Source organism: Streptomyces sp. NPDC037290 (assembly GCF_055603245.1).
In genome coordinates this window covers 170,990-187,297 of sequence record NZ_JBVJVZ010000002.1, presented here as the reverse complement: position 1 = coordinate 187,297, position 16,308 = coordinate 170,990, and the positions used below count along the sequence as shown (strand labels likewise).

Sequence of the window (16,308 nt, the reverse complement as noted above, 5' to 3'; positions counted from 1 at the left end):
CTCCATGCAGCCCTCCGCCACCCCCTACGAAGAACGCCTCACCGCCCCCCGCTCGTGGTGGCTGATCAGCTTCCTCGTGGGTGTCTCGTTCGCCCTGGTCCTGCTCCCGTTCGGCACACTGCCGCTGCTCGGCGGCCTGGTCGGCGGTACGGCGGCCGCGGCGGTGGTCGCCAGCGCGTACGGCTCCCCGCGCATCCGTGTGGTGGGCGACTCGCTGATCGCGGGCGAGGCGAAGATCCCGGTGTCGGCGCTGGGCGGGTCCGAGGTGCTGGACGCGGAGGAGGCCCGCGCCTGGCGGACGTACAAGGCCGACACCCGCGCCTTCCTGCTGCTGCGCGCCTACATCCCGACGGCCCTGCGCGTGGAGGTCACGGACCCGGAGGACCCGACGCCGTACCTGTACCTGTCGACGCGGGAACCGGAGATGCTGGCGGCGGCGATCGAGGCGGCCCGCAAGGCGAACGCCTAGAGCTCGTCGGGCAGGTCGCCCAGGGTCAGGGGCTTTGCCGGCTTCTCCAGCGGCGGCAGCTCGGGCAGTTCGTCCCAGGGCACCTGGATCTTGCGCAGGTCGGCCCGGACGTGGGCGGCGAGCCTCCTGGTGTCCCGGCGGTTCAGGACGGCACCCACCGCCGCGCCGACCATGAACGGCATCAGGTTGGGCAGGTCCCTGACCATGCGTTTCATGATCTGCTGGCGCAGTTCACGCTTCATACGGCCGCCGAGGGCCGTGTCGTACGTCGACGGCTTCGTCACGTCGATCCCGCGCTCCCCCGACCAGGAGGACAGATACGCGGTGCTGCGGGTCCTGAGGTTCCCCGGCGGTCGTACGCCGTAGACCTCGTGCAGTTCGGCGATGAGCTTCAGCTCGATCGCGGCGACCCCGGTGATCTCCGCGGCCAGCTCGGTCGGCATGGCCGGCGGCACCGGCAGCATCGCCGCCGCCCCGATCCCGGCGCCGACCGTCGAGGTGCCGGCCGCCGCGCCCGCCACGAGCTTGTCGGCGAGCTCTTCGGGACCCAGCCCCGGGAACTGCCCGCGCAGGGTCGCGAGGTCGCGCACGGGGACACGCGGCGCGATCTCGATGATCCGGTCCGCGAGGTAGGCCAGGCCCGCGCGAGCCTGGCTGCCGCCCCTGCGGACCCCTTCCCGGGCCATGTCACGGGCCTTGGCACGCATCACCGCGGCCCGCCGCCTGGCGACGGGCGCGGGCTGCCGCACCGGCGCCGGGTGGTCTGCCCGGTCGGTCGCCGGTTCGAGCGGGGCCACCGCTCCAGGTGAGCCCCGCTCGTCGTCACGCGCGCCGTGCGGGCCGTCGGACGGCCCTTGGTCCGCTTTTCCCAGGGAGAAGCGGTGCTTCCGCGGAGGGGTCGAGCCAGCCACGGCCGACCCGACCTCAGTCGCAGTCGCGGCAGATCGGCTGACCGTTCTTCTCACGGGCCAGCTGGCTGCGGTGGTGCACCAGGAAGCAGCTCATGCACGTGAACTCGTCCTGCTGCTTCGGCAGTACCCGGACGGCCAGTTCCTCGTTCGAGAGGTCGGCGCCGGGCAGTTCGAGGCCTTCGGCGGCCTCGAACTCGTCGACGTCCACCGACGAGGTGGACTTGTCGTTCCGCCGGGCCTTCAGCTCTTCAAGGCTGTCCGAGTCGACGTCGTCGTCGGTCTTGCGTGGAGTGTCGTAATCGGTTGCCATATCGCTCTCCCCCTCTGGGTGTCTGCGGTGTCTCCAGCGCACGTAACGCGTGAGAGGCCGGACTTGTGCCCGACCTGAGGCGGAGATTTTGCCTCACATCAAGGTCTGTTACTCAATCGACACCCAACCCGACCCCTCAAGAGTGATCGGCTTGGATGGCGGTGAGGACCGTACACGGTTCGAATGCCGCACCTCAAAGGCGCCTCACCGTGTACTTCCCGTGATCAAGAGCCCTGAAAACCAGGACTTTCCCGGCTTTCTGTCATCTGCCATGATCACGGAACGTACATGACTGGAAATCCGCCCATGTGATTGATCACACAATCGGAACCCCGAACGGCGCCATGAAAATTCCGCGCAAAGCGAACACCGTCCGCGTGTGTCGGTTGCGGATCACAGCGGCAGCGTGACCCGCATCACCAGGCCGCCGCCGTCGCGAGGCCGGGCCACGATATGACCGCCGTGCGCGCGGGCCACGGACCGGACGATGGACAGGCCGAGGCCGACGCCCTTGTCGCTGCCCGTACGCTCCGTGCGGAGGCGCCGGAAGGGCTCGAAGAGGTTGTCGATCTCGTACGCCGGCACCACCGGCCCGGTGTTCGTGACGGTCAGCACCGCCTGTCCGTGCTGGATCTCGGTGTTCACCTCGACCCACCCGCCCTCGGCCACGTTGTACCGGACGGCGTTCTGCACGAGGTTCAGCGCGATCCGCTCCAGCAGCACGCCGTTGCCCTGCACCACGGCGGGCTTGCGCTCGCCGCGGATCTTCACGCCCTTGACATCGGCCTCGGCGTGCACCTGGTCCATGGCCTGGGTGGCGACCTCGGCCAGGTCGACGGGCTTGCGCTCGACGATCTGGTTGTCGCTGCGGGCGAGCAGCAGCAGGCCCTCGACGAGCTGTTCGCTGCGCTCGTTGGTCGCCAGCAGGGTCTTGCCGAGCTGCTGCAGCTCCATCGGCGCGTTCGGATCCGACAGGTGCACCTCGAGGAGCGTTCTGTTGATCGCGAGCGGGGTGCGCAGCTCGTGCGAGGCGTTGCCGACGAAGCGCTGCTGGGCGGTGAAGGCCCGCTGGAGCCGCTCCAGCATGTCGTCGAAGGTGTCCGCGAGCTCCTTCAGCTCGTCGTCCGGCCCGTCCAGCTCGATCCGGCGGGACAGGTCCGAACCGGCCACCGCGCGGGCGGTGCGGGTGATCCGGCCGAGCGGGGACAGCACCCGGCCGGCCATCGCGTAACCGAACGCGAAGGCGATCACGGCGAGGCCCAGCAGGGCCAGCAGCGAGCGGCTGAGCAGGTTGTCCAGGGCCGCCTGGCGCTGCTGGTCCACACAGTGGGCGATCGCGTCGTTGAAGTCCGACAGCGGCAGCGGGCTGGAGTTGATCGCGGTGATCGCGGGGCAGTTGTCGCTGGAGACCCGGATGTTCGTCCCGCTGACGATCTTGAACAGCGGCTGGTTGCCGGTGCTGATCGCCTGCGCGGCCAGCAGATAGATGATCGACAGCAGCAGGATGCCGGCGATCAGGAACATGCCGCCGTACAGCAGCGTGAGCCGTATGCGGATGGTCGGGCGCAGCCACGGGAAGGGGGGCTGTGGCCTCCTGGGGTCCCAGGTGGGCTTCGGCGGCGCCTGGGGCGGCGCGGGGGTGGCGGCCATGGCGGATCAGATCCGGTAGCCGGAGCCGGGAACGGTGACGATCACCGGGGGCTCGCCGAGCTTGCGGCGCAGGGTCATCACGGTGACCCGCACGACGTTGGTGAACGGGTCGGTGTTCTCGTCCCAGGCCTTCTCCAGCAGCTGCTCGGCCGAGACGACCGCGCCCTCGCTGCGCATGAGGACCTCCAGCACCGCGAACTCCTTGGGCGCGAGCTGGATCTCCTTGCCCTCGCGGAAGACCTCGCGGCGGTTGGGGTCGAGCTTGATGCCCGCGCGCTCCAGGACCGGCGGCAGGGGAACGCTCGTACGCCGTCCGAGTGCACGCACGCGTGCGATCAGCTCACTGAAGGCGAACGGCTTGGGCAGATAGTCGTCGGCGCCGATCTCCAGGCCCTCGACCCGGTCGCTGACGTCGCCGGAGGCGGTGAGCATGAGCACGCGTGTGGGCATGCCCAGCTCCACGATCTTGCGGCAGACGTCGTCGCCGTGCACGAGCGGGAGGTCGCGGTCGAGGACGACCACGTCGTAGTCGTTGACGCCGATGCGCTCCAGGGCGGCCGCACCGTCGTACACGACGTCGACGGCCATGGCCTCCCGGCGCAGTCCGGTGGCCACCGCATCGGCGAGCAGCTGCTCGTCCTCGACGACGAGTACGCGCACGTCGCTTGTCCTTCCTCATGTCCACCCGCGTAGCGCCCCGTGGGCGCGTGCGGGCAGGGGGGTTCGTGGGGTGTGACCTCCATCCTGCCCTTTTCGGCCGTAAGTCGGCTGTAAGGCGGGTTGCGGACCGCACGGACCGGCGTCCCGGGGCGGGAATACGAGATTTTCTCCTCCGGTTGAGGTTTCCGGGTGAGGGACGGGGGGGAGGACGGCTTTACACCCCGCGATCACGCTCTGCATGTGCCGCAGCACCATGCGGTACTCCGTGACCCGCTTGCAGAGCGGGCGTGGGTGTCCGGCACCGTCGCCGCCCGGCAGGGCAGCGCTGGGCACCCGCGAGAGACGTGATCGCCCCTTTCCCAACCGGCACACCCCCGTGCCACCGACCCACGACCCAGGACGAGGGGGCGCAGCATGGACGCTTTCACCGCAGGACTTCTGCAGCGCATAAGGGCGACCGAGTCCGACCTGTCGCGGGCTCGTGACGAGGGTGACGACTTCCTCGTCGAAGTGGAGCAGGCAGAGCTCGACGACCTGCGACGCCTCGCCGCCGAACACGGTGTGGAGGTCGGCGCGTCACGCGTCTGATCGGCCCGAAAGCGCAAGAGGGGACCTCGGCGAATCCAGCGCCGGGGTCCCTTTGCACGTCCGGTTCCCGCTCGGCGTTCCCCGGGGTCAGTCGTGCCAGGCGCCGAACTCCCCCAGGAGCCCCTGGAGGGGCTCGAAGACCCCCGGTGATCCTGCGACGGTCAGATCGCCCGACGGGCCTTCACCGGGCCGCCCACCGACCACCGCGCCCGCCTCCCGCGCGATGAGCGCACCCGCCGCGAAGTCCCAGGCGTTGAGCCCGCGCTCGTAGTAGCCGTCAAGCCGGCCGCAGGCCACGTCGCACAGGTCGACCGCCGCCGAGCCGCTGCGCCGGATGTCCCGCAGCAGCGGGATCAGCCGGGCGGCCACCTCGGCCTGGTGGGTGCGGACGTCGGTGACGTAGTTGAAGCCGGTGGAGACCAGCGCCTGGTCCAGCGGGGGCGCGGGACGGCAGGCGAGCGCCCGCTGGCCCTCCCACGCGCCGGTCGCCCATGCGCCGCCGCCGCGCACGGCGTGGTAGGTCTCGCCGCGCATCGGAGCCGCGACGACCGCGGCGACCGTCTCGCCGTCCTGCTCGGCCGCGATGGACACCGCCCAGGTCGGCAGCCCGTACAGGTAGTTCACGGTGCCGTCGAGCGGGTCGATCACCCAGCGGACGCCGCTGCTGCCCTCGCTGGAGGCGCCCTCCTCGCCGAGGAACCCGTCGTCGGGCCGCCGGCCGGAGATCAGATCGGTGATCAGCTTCTCCGCCGCGATGTCCATCTCGGTGACGACGTCGATCGGACTGGACTTGGTCCTCGCCACGGCCAGGTCGGCCGGGCGGCCGTCCCGCAGCAGCTCTCCGGCCCGGCGGGCGGCCTCCTGGGCCGACTCCAGCAGTTCCCGGTGCAGGGCGTCGGTCACGGGGCTCCTCACGCGTAGGGGCTGTCGGCGCCCGCGGCGGCCGGGTGCGGGGCGCGGGCGGGGCAGCAGCCGACGGGGCAGACGTTGTGGCTCGGGCCGAGGGCGCCCAGGGCGCAGGGTGTGACCTCCTGGCCGCGTTCCACGGCGGCGCGCTCGGTGATCAGCTCGCGGACGGCGGCGGCGAACCGCGGGTCGGCGCCGACGGTCGCCGAGCGGCGCACCGGCAGGCCCAGCTCCTCGGCCCTGGCCCGGGCCTCGGTGTCGAGGTCGTAGAGGACCTCCATGTGGTCGGAGACGAAGCCGATGGGCGCCATGACGACGGCCGGTACGCCCGCCGCGTGCCGCTCCTCCAGGTGGTCGCAGATGTCCGGCTCCAGCCACGGGATGTGCGGGGCGCCGGAGCGGGACTGGTAGACGAGCCGCCAGGGGTGGTCGACGCCGGTGCGCTCACGGACGGCGTCCGCGATCAGCTGGGCCACCTCCAGGTGCTGCTCGACGTACGCCCCGCCCTCGCCGTGGGCCTCGGCCGGGCCGGAGGTGTCGGCGGCGGAGGCCGGGATGGAGTGCGTGGTGAAGGCGATGTGGGCGCCCGCGCGGACGTCCTCGGGGAGGTCGGCGAGGGAGCGCAGCACGCCGTCGACCATGGGCTCGACGAAGCCGGGGTGGTTGAAGTAGTGCCGCAGCTTGTCGATCCCCGGCAGCGGAAGGCCCTCGGCCTCGAGGGTGGCCAGCGCGTCGGCGAGGTTCTCGCGGTACTGCCGGCAGCCCGAGTACGAGGCGTAGGCGCTGGTGGCGAGCACCAGGATGCGGTGCCGGCCGTCGGCCACCATCTCGCGCAGGGTGTCCGTGAGGTACGGCGCCCAGTTGCGGTTGCCCCAGTACACCGGCAGGTCCAGGCCGTGTTGGGCGAAGTCCTTGCGCAGGGCGTCCAGCAGGGCGCGGTTCTGGTCGTTGATGGGGCTGACCCCGCCGAACAGGAAGTAGTGCTGTCCGACTTCCTTCAGGCGTTCCCTGGGGATGCCGCGCCCGCGCGTGACGTTCTCGAGGAACGGGACCACGTCGTCCGGGCCTTCGGGGCCGCCGAAGGAGAGCAGGAGCAGGGCGTCGTACGGGGTGGCATCGAGCGCGTCTGGCATGTCTCGATCCTGCCACCCGGTACTGACAGCCGGGGAACAGCGGGGTGACGAGTCGGGTTCCAACGGGTTTATACCGGTTTTTCCCCTGATCAAACGAGGTGCAATTAGGGTCACCTAACTCGTAATCTGTATCCGCCGCATTCGCGCCTTACCGAGCCGCTTCGGAGACCACGTGCCCAGCCCCTACAGAGCCCTGTTCGCCGTGCCCGGCACCAAGGCGTTCTCCGCCGCTGGATTCCTCGGCCGGATGCCGCTGTCGATGATGGGCATCGGCGTGGTCACGATGATCTCCCAGCTGACCGGGCGGTACGGACTCGCCGGCGCGCTGTCGGCCACCATCGCGCTGTCCGCCGCGGCGATCGGGCCGCAGATCTCCCGGCTGGTGGACCGGCACGGGCAGCGCCGGGTACTGCGCCCCGCGACCCTGGTGACCCTCACGGCGGCGGCCGGGTTGCTGCTCGCCGCACACCTCGGATGGCCGGACTGGGTGCTGTTCGTGTGCGCGGCCGGGATCGGCTCGGTGCCGAGCCTGGGCGCGATGATCCGGGCCCGCTGGGCCGCCCTGTACCGGGGCACTCCGAAACTGCACACCGCCTACTCGTTCGAGTCGGTCGTCGACGAGGTCTGCTTCATCTTCGGGCCGATCATCTCCATCGGGCTGTCCACGGCCTGGTTCCCGGAGGCGGGCCCGCTGCTCGCCGCCTGCTTCCTGGCCGCCGGGGTCTTCTGGCTCACCTCCCAGCGCGCCACCGAACCGGAGCCGCACCCGCAGGAGAAGCACAGCGGCGGCAGCGCCCTGCGCTCGGCGGGGCTGCAGGTGCTGGTGGCGACCTTCGCGGCGACCGGCGCGATCTTCGGGTCGGTGGACGTGGTCACCGTCGCCTTCGCCGACGAGCGCGGCCACAAGGGCGCCGCGAGCGTGGTCCTGGCGCTGTACGCGGCCGGTTCCTGTGTGGCCGGGGTGGTCTTCGGACTGCTGCGGTTCACCGGGGTGCCGGAACGCCGCTGGCTGCTGGGCGTGGCGGCGATGGCCGTGAGTATGATCCCCCTCCTACTGGTCGGAAACCTGCCGCTTCTGGCCGTGGCGCTGTTCGTTGCGGGGCTGTCCATCGCGCCGACGATGATCACGACGATGTCCCTCATCGAAGAGCACGTACCTCGCGCGAAGCTCACCGAGGGCATGACCTGGGTGAGCACCGGCCTCGCGGTCGGTGTCGCGCTCGGCTCCTCCGTGGCCGGCTGGGTGATCGACGCCGCCGGGGCGCGGGCCGGGTACGGGGTTCCGGCCGTGTCCGGGGCCGTCGCGGTCGCGGTCGGTTTCCTCGGGTACCGCCGGCTGCGCAGGCCGGCCGCGGGTCGGGGAGGCACCGTTGAGCAGCACAGCGAGCGGGAAGAACGACACCTGGCGTAACTGGGGCGGCAACGTCTCCGCCCGCCCCGCCCGGCAGGTTGCGCCGGCGTCGGTGGAGGAGCTGGCCGCGGCGGTGCGCCGGGCGGCCGAGGACGGTCTGAAGGTGAAGGCGGTCGGGACCGGTCACTCCTTCACGTCGATCGCGGCCACCGACGGTGTGTTGATACGCCCTCAACTGTTGACCGGCATCCGCCATATCGACCGGTCGTCCATGACGGTCACGGTGGAGGCCGGCACCCCGCTCAAGAGACTCAACACGGCTCTGGCGCGCGAGGGTCTGTCGCTGGCCAACATGGGCGACATCATGGAGCAGACCGTCTCCGGGGCCACCAGCACCGGCACGCACGGCACGGGCCGTGAGTCCGGTTCCATCGCGGCCCAGATCAAAGGACTCGAACTCGTCACGGCGGACGGCTCGGTGCTCACCTGTTCCGAGAAGGAGAACCCCGAGGTCTTCGCGGCCGCCCGAACAGGCCTCGGTGCCCTCGGCGTCGTCACCGCGATCACCTTCGCCGTGGAGCCGCTGTTCCTGCTCACCGCGCGCGAGGAGCCGATGCCCCTGGAGCGGGTCCTCGCCGAGTTCGATCAGCTCTGGGCGGAGAACGAGCACTTCGAGTTCTACTGGTTCCCGCACACCGGCAGCACCAACACCAAGCGGAACAACCGCAGCGCCGGCCCCGAGCAGCCCGTGGGGCAGCTGGCCGGCTGGTTCGAGGACGAGTTCCTCTCCAACGGCGTCTTCCAGGTGGCCCAGTGGGTCGGCCGCGCCGCGCCCGCCACCGTCCCGGCCATCGCGCGGATCTCCAGCAAGGCCCTGTCCGCGCGGACGTACACGGACATCCCCTACAAGGTCTTCACCTCGCCGCGCCGGGTGCGCTTCGTGGAGATGGAGTACGCCGTTCCGCGCGCGGCCCTGGTGGAGACGCTGCGCGAACTGAAGGCCATGGTCGAGCGCTCGGGCCTGCGGGTCAGCTTCCCCGTCGAGGTGCGCACCGCCCCGGCCGACGACATCACCCTGTCCACCGCGTCCGGCCGGGACAGCGCCTACGTCGCCGTCCACATGTTCCGGGGCACGCCCTACCAGGCCTACTTCACCGCCGCCGAGCAGATCTTCACCGCGCACGAGGGCCGGCCGCACTGGGGCAAGGTGCACACGCGGGACGCCGAGTACTTCGCGCGCGTCTACCCGCGGTTCGGCGAGTTCACCGCGCTGAGGGACCGCCTTGACCCGGAACGGCTGTTCCAGAACGACTACTTGCGGAGGGTTCTGGGGTCGTAGGCGTCGCGGCGGACCCGCTGGGCGTGGGGGTCGGGGACGGGCTCGGGCCGCCGCTCGCCTCCCCGCCCGGCACGTCGCCGGGAGCCGGGGTCGCGCTGTGGGTCGTACCACCACCGGGCGCGTGTTCGCGGGGCGGCGCGCCCGAAGGGGGTGGCGACTCGTCGGATGCGGCCGGGGAACCGGACGTGGACGGGGACTCGGAGGTGGAGGAGGACGAGCCCCGTCCGGTGACGGCGTCGCTCACCGTCGTACCCGCACCGCCGCTGAAGCTGTTGCCGGACACCAGTTCGTACGCCGTGATGCCGGCCATGGTCACGCCGAACACGAGGGCGGCCGCGACCACGGGGCGCCGCCAGCTCTTCACCCGTGCGCGGTAGACGGTGCCCTCGGTGAACTCGCCCGGAGCCGGTGCCCCTTGTTCCCTGGGGCGGGACGCGACCGTCGCCTCGCGGAGCTGCTCGCCGGTCCGCTTGAAGAAGTGCTGGAACACGGTGCCCCCGCAGGTGGCGACGACACTCACGACCCCCGCGCCGACGATCGTGCCGTACACCCCGAAGTACGAGGCCAGTTTGGCCGCCACGACCGCCGCGAGGGCGCTGCCCGCGACCTGGGGGACGCTCAGGTCGATCCGTTTGCGACCCGCATCGGGCGTTTCACGCATACCCGGAACTTGCCTGCCTCTCACGCACGTGACGGTCTACTTGATGACATCGGTCGACCGGCTGCACGAGAAAGGGACGTACGGACGAAACCAATAGTTCCATTTCTGGGGATTGCGTGAAGTTCGCCACGTTCATGATCGATAAAACCGCTTGCCAAGGGCCAAGTCGCAGCCCTTGCCAGAAGTTGGGCGGCGCGCCCATCCACGCACATGGTCCAAATGGAGTACTGTTGCGAGCCCTGGGTCCGGTCTCCCACCAGGGTGTCCGCGGCCTTGCAGGACCGCCGGGAGGGGGAACTAGTTGCACAGGGTGACGGAGTTGGTCACTTAGCGTTGCGAACAGGTAACCGTGCCATAACGGCGGCCCAGGGCCCGTGCCCGACACGCCGGGCAACTCGGCAAGGTTGTGGCAGGCTGCACCCGGGCAGGCCACACTCGACTAGCGGAAGCAGCGACGCACGTGACGTCGGCAGGCACCACCCGGGAGGTCCCCATGCCCGAACTGCGTGTCGTGGCCGTCTCGAATGACGGCACACGGCTGGTGCTGAAGGCTGCCGACTCTACGGAGTACACGCTTCCGATCGACGAACGGCTCCGCGCCGCCGTGCGCGGCGACCGGCCACGTCTCGGCCAGATCGAGATCGAGGTCGAGAGCCATCTGCGGCCCCGTGACATCCAGGCGCGTATACGTGCCGGGGCCACCGCGGAAGAGGTCGCCCAGCTCGCGGGCATCTCCGTCGACCGGGTACGGCGCTTCGAGGGCCCCGTGCTGGCCGAACGTGCCTTCATGGCGGAGCGGGCCCGCAAGACCCCGGTCCGCCGCCCCGGCGAGAACTCCGGTCCGCCGCTGGGCGAGACCGTCCAGGAGCGGCTGCTGCTGCGCGGCGCAGAGAAGGACACCGTGCAGTGGGACTCCTGGCGCCGCGACGACGGCACCTGGGAGGTGCTCCTCGTCTACCGGGTGGCGGGCGAACCGCACTCGGCGAGCTGGACGTACGACCCGCCCCGGCGGCTCGTACAGGCCGTGGACGACGAGGCGCGCTCGCTGATCGGCGAGTCCGACGACCTCGCGGTGCCCGAGCCGAGCTTCCCGTTCGTCCCGCGCATCGCCCGGCTGCCGCGCGAGCGCTCGATGGACCGCGCGCTCGACCGGGGCGAGCGGGAGCGGCCCAGCCTGCCCGCGCAGCCCTCCGAGCCCGCCGAGGAGAGCACGGGCGAACGCGACTCGCTGACCAGCCTGCTGGAGGCCGTTCCCAGCTTCCGGGGCGACCTGGTGGTCCCGGAGCGCCCGGCGGAGGCGCCGGAGGAACCCGACGACGAACCGGCCGCGGAGGAGCCGCCGGCCCCCGCCGCCTCGGCCGGCTCCGCCTACGCGGACGTCCTCATGCCCCGCTCCGTCGGCAGCCACCGCGACCGGCTGATCGGCGCCACCGACCGGCAGGCCGAGGCCGACGGCGTCCGCCCCGGCCGCCGTGCCGCCGTGCCGAGCTGGGACGAGATCGTGTTCGGCACGCGCCGCAAGAAGCAGGAGTAGGCAGGCCGTGGGGGGGGGGGGGGGGGGGGGGGGGGGGGGCCCCCCCCCCCCCCCCCCCCCCCCCCGCTGCCGTTACTGGGGGTCCGCCCCCACGGCCACCGGACGGGACGGGTCCGAGGACCACTCGGACCACGAACCGACGTACAGGGCCGACGGAATGCCGGCCACGGCGAGGGCGAGGACCTCGTGGGCGCCGGACACGCCCGAGCCGCAGTACACGCCCACCTCGGTGTCCACGGAGACGCCCAGGGCCTTGAAGCGGTCGCGCAGCTCCGCCGCGGGCAGGAAGCGGCCGTCGGGGCCCACGTTCTCCGTCGTGGGTGCCGACACCGCTCCCGGGATGTGCCCGCCGACCCGGTCGATCGGCTCCACCTCCCCGCGGTACCGCTCTCCCGCGCGCGCGTCCAGCAGCACGCCCGCGCGCGCCAGGGCCGCGGCCCCGTCCGCGTCCAGCAGCCCTGCGGGGGCCGGAACCGGCTGGAAGTCACCCTCGGCCGGCTGCGGCACCTGGGTGGACAGTTCGCCCTCCCAGGCCGGCAAGCCGCCGTCGAGGACGCGCACGTCCGGGTGACCCGTCCAGTGCAGCAGCCACCAGGCGCGCGCCGCGGCCCAGCCCTGGCCGCCGTCGTACACCACGACCGGGCGGTCGGCCGACACGCCCGCACGGCGCATCGCGGCACCGAACTCCGCGAGGTCCGGCAGCGGATGCCGGCCGCGTTCCCCCGGCGCTCCGGCCAGTTCGCGGTCCAGGTCGACGAAGACGGCGCCGGGGAGGTGACCGGCCGCGTACTCGGCCCGCCCGTCGAAGGCCGGCGCGCCCGCCGCCTTGGCCAGGCTCAGCTGCCAGCGCACGTCCAGCAGCAGCGGCGGCCGGTCGCCGGCCAGCTCGGATGCGAGATCGGTTGCGGTGATGATGGCTGTCATGGCGTCCATCCTTACGCCAGGGGTGGCCGCGGCGTCCAGGTCCGGCTACTCTGCTCGGCCGGACAGGCTCGATCACGAGGCGTACGGGATCGAGCACGGGCTGTACAGCCGACGGACACCCGCCGGCCATCGTCACGAAGCGGCGAAAGACCGCAGATCGTGCATCCTCCGGGAGGTGTCGCCGGGCGGCTGCGCGGTCTCGCACACGGCGCCGTGGAGGATGCGGGCACCGGCACGGGCGTACCCGCCGCCGGCGTGGACACACCCCTTCCGGGGAGCGGAAGCGACACGGCCACCGCGAGGGGCCGGGGAGAGAGTGATCGATGACCGAGGCACGGGAGCCGGCCGGTCCGCACGCGCGGCGTGCGTCCGGCACGCCCTGCTGGGTGAGCCTGATGGCGCGCGGGCTGGGCGCCACCGAGGAGTTCTACGGTGAGCTGTTCGGCTGGGAGTTCCAGCCGGGCCCGCAGCAGCTCGGGCCGTATGTGCGGGCGCTGCTGGACGGGCACGAGGTGGCGGGCATGGGCCAGCTGCCCCCGGACCGCCGGCTGCCGATCGCCTGGACGCCGTACCTCGCCTCGGACGACGTGGACCAGACGGCCGACACGGTGCGGGAGTGCGGCGGCACGGTGGCGGTCGGCCCGCTGGACGCCGCCGAGGCCGGCCGGATGGCCATCGCGGCGGACCCCTCCGGGGCGGTGTTCGGCATCTGGCAGGGCTCAGCTCACCTCGGCACCACGATCACCGGTGTGCCGGGGACACCCGCGTGGAACGAGCTGGTGACCTTCGAGACCGAGAGCGTCGCCAAGTTCTACGCGACCGTGTTCGGGTACGAGCAGGAGCCGGTGGTGTCCGCCGACTTCGACTACGTGACCCTCCACCTCGCCGGCCGTCCGGTGGCCGGACTGCACGGCGTCGGCCACGCCCTGCCCCGCGACCGCGGACCGCACTGGCAGACGTACTTCGAGGTCGCCGACACGGATGCGACGGTACGTCAGGTCGCGGATCTCGGCGGCCGGGTCATCAGGCCGGCGCACGACAGCCCGCACGGCCGGGTGGCCACGGTGGCGGACCCGGAGGGCGCGGAGTTCTCGGTGGTCCAGAACCCCCACTGAGCCGGTCGGCGGCGCCCCACAGCGCTCTCTCCAGGATCGCGGGGAGGTCGGTCGTCGGTCCGCCCCGGACGCGGACGGGCGGAGCCGGACCAGGCTCAGCACGCGCCGGCAGCAGGCCCGGAGGGCTCAGGCCGTCCGGACGCACCTGGCCGGGACGCGCCGGCGCCGGGTCGGGCTCGGGCATGCCCGGGCCCGACCACCCCCAGGACGCGCCGGCACCGGGCCGGGTCAGGGGGAGGGGCTCAGGACGGGGACACCGGGAGGACGTCCGGGGAGAGGGCTGCCGCGCCGGACGTCGCGGCGGTCATCCGGCGGCGGTGGTGGCGGCGGCACAGCACCTCGTAGCCGATCTCGCCCGCCGCGTGGTTGACGTCCCCGACGACCACCTGGGCGCCCTCGACCACCATCTCGCCGCCTATCGTGCGGGCGTTGTGCGTGGCGCGGGCGCCGCACCAGCACAGCGCCTCCACCTGGAGCACCTCGATGCGGTCGGCCAGCTCCACCAGCCGCTGCGAGCCGGGGAAGAGCTTGGAGCGGAAGTCGGTGGTGATCCCGAAGGCGTACACGTCCAGGCCGAGATCGTCGACCACGCGTGCGAGCTGGTCGATCTGCCCCGGCGCGAGGAACTGCGCCTCGTCCGCGATCACGTAGTCGGCCCGGCGGCCCTGCGAGAGGTGCTCCACCAGGTAGGCGTACAGGTCCTGGTCGTCGGCGACCTCCACCGCGTCGGTGACCAGGCCCAGCCGCGAGGACAGCTTGCCCTCGCCCGCGCGGTCGTTCCGGGTGAAGATCATGCCGACGAGCCCGCGCGCGGAGCGGTTGTGCTCGATCTGCAGAGCCAGCGTGGACTTCCCGCAGTCCATCGTTCCGGAGAAGAACACCAGCTCGGGCATGAGGAGTTGAGCACCTTTCGGCGGAGAGAGGGATGAGGGCAGGGCTTCAGGAGCGTACTTCGAGCAGCGGGACCAGCTGCTCGGCGGGCGTCATCGAGCCGTGGTTGCCGACCAGGCCGGACTCCTTGGGCTCCCGCTCGGACGCGATGATCAGGACGTCGTCGTGCGCGGCGGCGACCACGTCCCCGAGCCGTGGGTACACCCGCTCGTCGATGTGCGGTCCGAACCAGCCTGCCGCGATCGCCTCGTCCCGCGAGGCCACCCAGAACTGCTCGCCGAGCACCTCGCGCCAGACCGTCAGTACGTCGTTCTCGGCGCCCGGCACCGCGTACACGTGCCGCGCCCGGCCCTCGCCGCCCAGCAGGGCGACCCCGGCGCGCAGCTCCCAGTCCGTGTCGAAGTCGAGGCGGTGCTCCTCGTCGAACGGGACGTCGACCATGCCGTGGTCGGCGGTGACGTAGAGCGCGCTGCGCGGCGGCAGTTGCTCGGCGAGGCGCTGGGCGAGCCGGTCGACGTACATCAGCTGGCCGCGCCAGGTGTCGGAGGCGACGCCGTAGCGGTGACCTGCGCCGTCCAGCTCGGAGTAGTACGTGTAGACCAACGAGCGGTCCCCGGCGGCCAGTTGCTCGGCCGCGAGGTCCATGCGCTCCTCGCCGCTCAGCCGGCCGTGGAAGCTGCCCCCGCTGAGCGCGATCTTGGTGAGCGGGGTGTGCTCGAAGGCGGGCGAGGTCACCTGCGCGGCGTGCACGCCGGCCGCGTGGGCCAGCTGGAAGACGGTGGGGTACGGCTGCCAGGGGCGCGGGTCGGTGTACGGCTGCCAGCGCAGCTGGTTCATCAGTGCGCCGGTGGCCGGGTTGCGGACCGTGTAGCCGGGCAGGCCGTGGGCGCCGGGCGGCAGGCCCGTGCCGACGGAGGCGAGGGAGGTGGCGGTGGTCGCCGGGTATCCGGCGGTGAGCGGGCGGCCGGTGCCGCCGCGCGAGGTGCCGAGCAGCGAGGTGAGAAAGGGCGCCTCGTCCGGGTGGGCGAGCAGCTGCTCCCAGCCGAGGCCGTCGATCAGGAGCACGCAGACGCGGTCGGCCGCGGTCAGTTCCTCGATCGTCGCGGTCAGGCCGGGGACGCCCATCCCGGCGGCGAGCGTGGGCAGCAGGTCGGCGAGCGATCCGGTGCCGTACTCGGGCAGCGGTGCGGTGTGCAGGGCGAGGGGTTCCGGGTGGTCCCAGGCGGAGAGCTGGGACATCAGCGGGCGACGTCCGCGGTCGCCTCAGAGATGGCCTGTGCGAAGGCGAGCGTCTGGCGCACCGTCTCCGGGCCGTCCCCGGCCTCGCTGACGCGCAGGCTGAGGTCGTCCGCCGTGGAGTTGCCCGTGTAGCCGTGGTCGGCGTCGCAGTTGGGGTCGCCGCAGGCGGCGGGCTCCAGGTCGATGCGGGCGACCGCGCCCCAGCCGATGGTCAGCACGACCTCCCGGGGCAGGGTGCCCGGCGCGTACTGCTCGGGATTGGCGACCACGCGGCTGACCACGACCGAGGAGATCCGGCCGAGCTTCACGGACTCGGTGGAGGTGGTGGCGTACGGCGTCGGGGAGGTGCTGTCGGCGGCCTGCTCGTCGGTGTGGCTGACGATGAAGCGGTTGCCGGTGAGGACCAGCACCGTGACATGACGACGGACCTCGTTCTGGTCGAACGTCGTCTCCTGGTGGACCAGGTACGACCGGATGGGCTCGCCGCCCACGGCGGCCTCCACCGCCTCGGCCACGAGGGCCGGGTAGTAGCCGCTGCGCTCGATCGCCGCGCGCAGCCCCTGGGTCGTCGTACTGGTCTTGGCCATGGCGTCCATCCTAATCCGTGGGCAAGGGGGGTCCGGGCCA

The 16,308-nt window shown here is 72.0% G+C and carries 17 protein-coding genes; 6 read left to right on the top strand and 11 right to left on the bottom strand.

Annotated features, from left to right (window positions below):
• Window positions 1–4 precede the first annotated feature (4 nt).
• Window positions 5–469: a DUF3093 domain-containing protein gene (locus ACZ7HQ_RS06580; protein WP_470985567.1), complete on the top strand. Its 465-nt coding sequence runs from the start codon at window positions 5–7 to the stop codon at window positions 467–469.
• Here the strand turns inward: ACZ7HQ_RS06580 and ACZ7HQ_RS06575 are convergent.
• The 4 genes from ACZ7HQ_RS06575 to ACZ7HQ_RS06560 form a co-directional block, all read right to left on the bottom strand.
• On the bottom strand, window positions 466–1,380 hold the full coding sequence (locus ACZ7HQ_RS06575; RefSeq protein ID WP_470985564.1) for a hypothetical protein: 915 nt from the start codon (window positions 1,378–1,380) through the stop codon (window positions 466–468). The genes ACZ7HQ_RS06580 and ACZ7HQ_RS06575 overlap by 4 nt on opposite strands.
• A 13-nt stretch (window positions 1,381–1,393) precedes the next feature.
• Entirely contained in the window at window positions 1,394–1,690 is a 297-nt protein-coding gene (locus ACZ7HQ_RS06570; protein ID WP_003997302.1) for a DUF4193 domain-containing protein, read from the bottom strand.
• Window positions 1,691–2,083: 393 nt separating this feature from the next.
• A complete protein-coding gene (locus ACZ7HQ_RS06565; protein ID WP_470985561.1) occupies window positions 2,084–3,340 on the bottom strand; it encodes a sensor histidine kinase in 1,257 nt (418 codons plus the stop codon).
• Window positions 3,341–3,346: 6 nt separating this feature from the next.
• Window positions 3,347–4,000, bottom strand: a complete 654-nt coding sequence (locus ACZ7HQ_RS06560; RefSeq protein WP_023546086.1) for a response regulator transcription factor — start codon at window positions 3,998–4,000, stop codon at window positions 3,347–3,349.
• A gap of 414 nt (window positions 4,001–4,414) precedes the next feature.
• On the opposite strand from ACZ7HQ_RS06560, the gene ACZ7HQ_RS06555 reads away from it, so the two are divergent.
• Window positions 4,415–4,588, top strand: a complete 174-nt coding sequence (locus ACZ7HQ_RS06555) for a hypothetical protein (protein WP_023546087.1) — start codon at window positions 4,415–4,417, stop codon at window positions 4,586–4,588.
• An 87-nt stretch (window positions 4,589–4,675) separates the two neighbouring features.
• Here the strand turns inward: ACZ7HQ_RS06555 and ACZ7HQ_RS06550 are convergent, their stop codons facing one another.
• A complete protein-coding gene (locus tag ACZ7HQ_RS06550) occupies window positions 4,676–5,491 on the bottom strand; it encodes an inositol monophosphatase family protein (RefSeq protein ID WP_470985558.1) in 816 nt (271 codons plus the stop codon).
• Between the two features lie 8 nt (window positions 5,492–5,499).
• Window positions 5,500–6,627 (bottom strand): ferrochelatase, encoded by a 1,128-nt coding sequence (locus ACZ7HQ_RS06545; protein ID WP_470985556.1) that lies wholly within the window; start codon window positions 6,625–6,627, stop codon window positions 5,500–5,502.
• Between the two features lie 172 nt (window positions 6,628–6,799).
• Between ACZ7HQ_RS06545 and ACZ7HQ_RS06540 the strand changes: the two genes are divergently transcribed.
• The gene (locus ACZ7HQ_RS06540; RefSeq protein WP_470985553.1) at window positions 6,800–8,038 is read left to right on the top strand and encodes an MFS transporter; all 1,239 of its coding nucleotides are present in this window, start codon (window positions 6,800–6,802) and stop codon (window positions 8,036–8,038) included.
• Window positions 7,998–9,317: a D-arabinono-1,4-lactone oxidase gene (locus ACZ7HQ_RS06535; RefSeq protein ID WP_470985551.1), complete on the top strand. Its 1,320-nt coding sequence runs from the start codon at window positions 7,998–8,000 to the stop codon at window positions 9,315–9,317. Before ACZ7HQ_RS06540 ends, ACZ7HQ_RS06535 begins: the two co-directional genes overlap by 41 nt.
• Here the strand turns inward: ACZ7HQ_RS06535 and ACZ7HQ_RS06530 are convergent.
• Window positions 9,241–9,978: a hypothetical protein gene (locus ACZ7HQ_RS06530; RefSeq protein WP_470985549.1), complete on the bottom strand. Its 738-nt coding sequence runs from the start codon at window positions 9,976–9,978 to the stop codon at window positions 9,241–9,243. The genes ACZ7HQ_RS06535 and ACZ7HQ_RS06530 overlap by 77 nt on opposite strands.
• Window positions 9,979–10,471: 493 nt before the next feature.
• Between ACZ7HQ_RS06530 and sepH the strand changes: the two genes are divergently transcribed.
• Window positions 10,472–11,512: a septation protein SepH gene (sepH, locus tag ACZ7HQ_RS06525; protein WP_470985547.1), complete on the top strand. Its 1,041-nt coding sequence runs from the start codon at window positions 10,472–10,474 to the stop codon at window positions 11,510–11,512.
• 72 nt (window positions 11,513–11,584) lie between these two features.
• On the opposite strand, the gene ACZ7HQ_RS06520 is transcribed toward sepH, so the two are convergent.
• Window positions 11,585–12,436, bottom strand: coding sequence for a sulfurtransferase (locus ACZ7HQ_RS06520; protein WP_470985545.1), 852 nt, complete (start codon window positions 12,434–12,436; stop codon window positions 11,585–11,587).
• Window positions 12,437–12,759: 323 nt separating this feature from the next.
• Here ACZ7HQ_RS06520 and ACZ7HQ_RS06515 point away from each other — a divergent pair, with 323 nt between their 5' ends.
• A complete protein-coding gene (locus ACZ7HQ_RS06515) occupies window positions 12,760–13,551 on the top strand; it encodes a VOC family protein (RefSeq protein ID WP_470985543.1) in 792 nt (263 codons plus the stop codon).
• A 242-nt stretch (window positions 13,552–13,793) separates the two neighbouring features.
• Here the strand turns inward: ACZ7HQ_RS06515 and ACZ7HQ_RS06510 are convergent, their stop codons facing one another.
• The 3 genes from ACZ7HQ_RS06510 to ACZ7HQ_RS06500 are packed head-to-tail and all read right to left on the bottom strand — an operon-like array spanning window position 13,794 to window position 16,268.
• Window positions 13,794–14,444, bottom strand: a complete 651-nt coding sequence (locus ACZ7HQ_RS06510; RefSeq protein WP_470985540.1) for a thymidine kinase — start codon at window positions 14,442–14,444, stop codon at window positions 13,794–13,796.
• 46 nt (window positions 14,445–14,490) lie between these two features.
• On the bottom strand, window positions 14,491–15,681 hold the full coding sequence (locus ACZ7HQ_RS06505; RefSeq protein ID WP_470985537.1) for an alkaline phosphatase family protein: 1,191 nt from the start codon (window positions 15,679–15,681) through the stop codon (window positions 14,491–14,493).
• Complete coding sequence (locus ACZ7HQ_RS06500; protein WP_470985535.1) at window positions 15,681–16,268, bottom strand: DUF5998 family protein; 588 nt, start codon at window positions 16,266–16,268, stop codon at window positions 15,681–15,683. The genes ACZ7HQ_RS06505 and ACZ7HQ_RS06500 overlap by 1 nt, the downstream gene beginning before the upstream one ends.
• Window positions 16,269–16,308 lie beyond the last annotated feature (40 nt).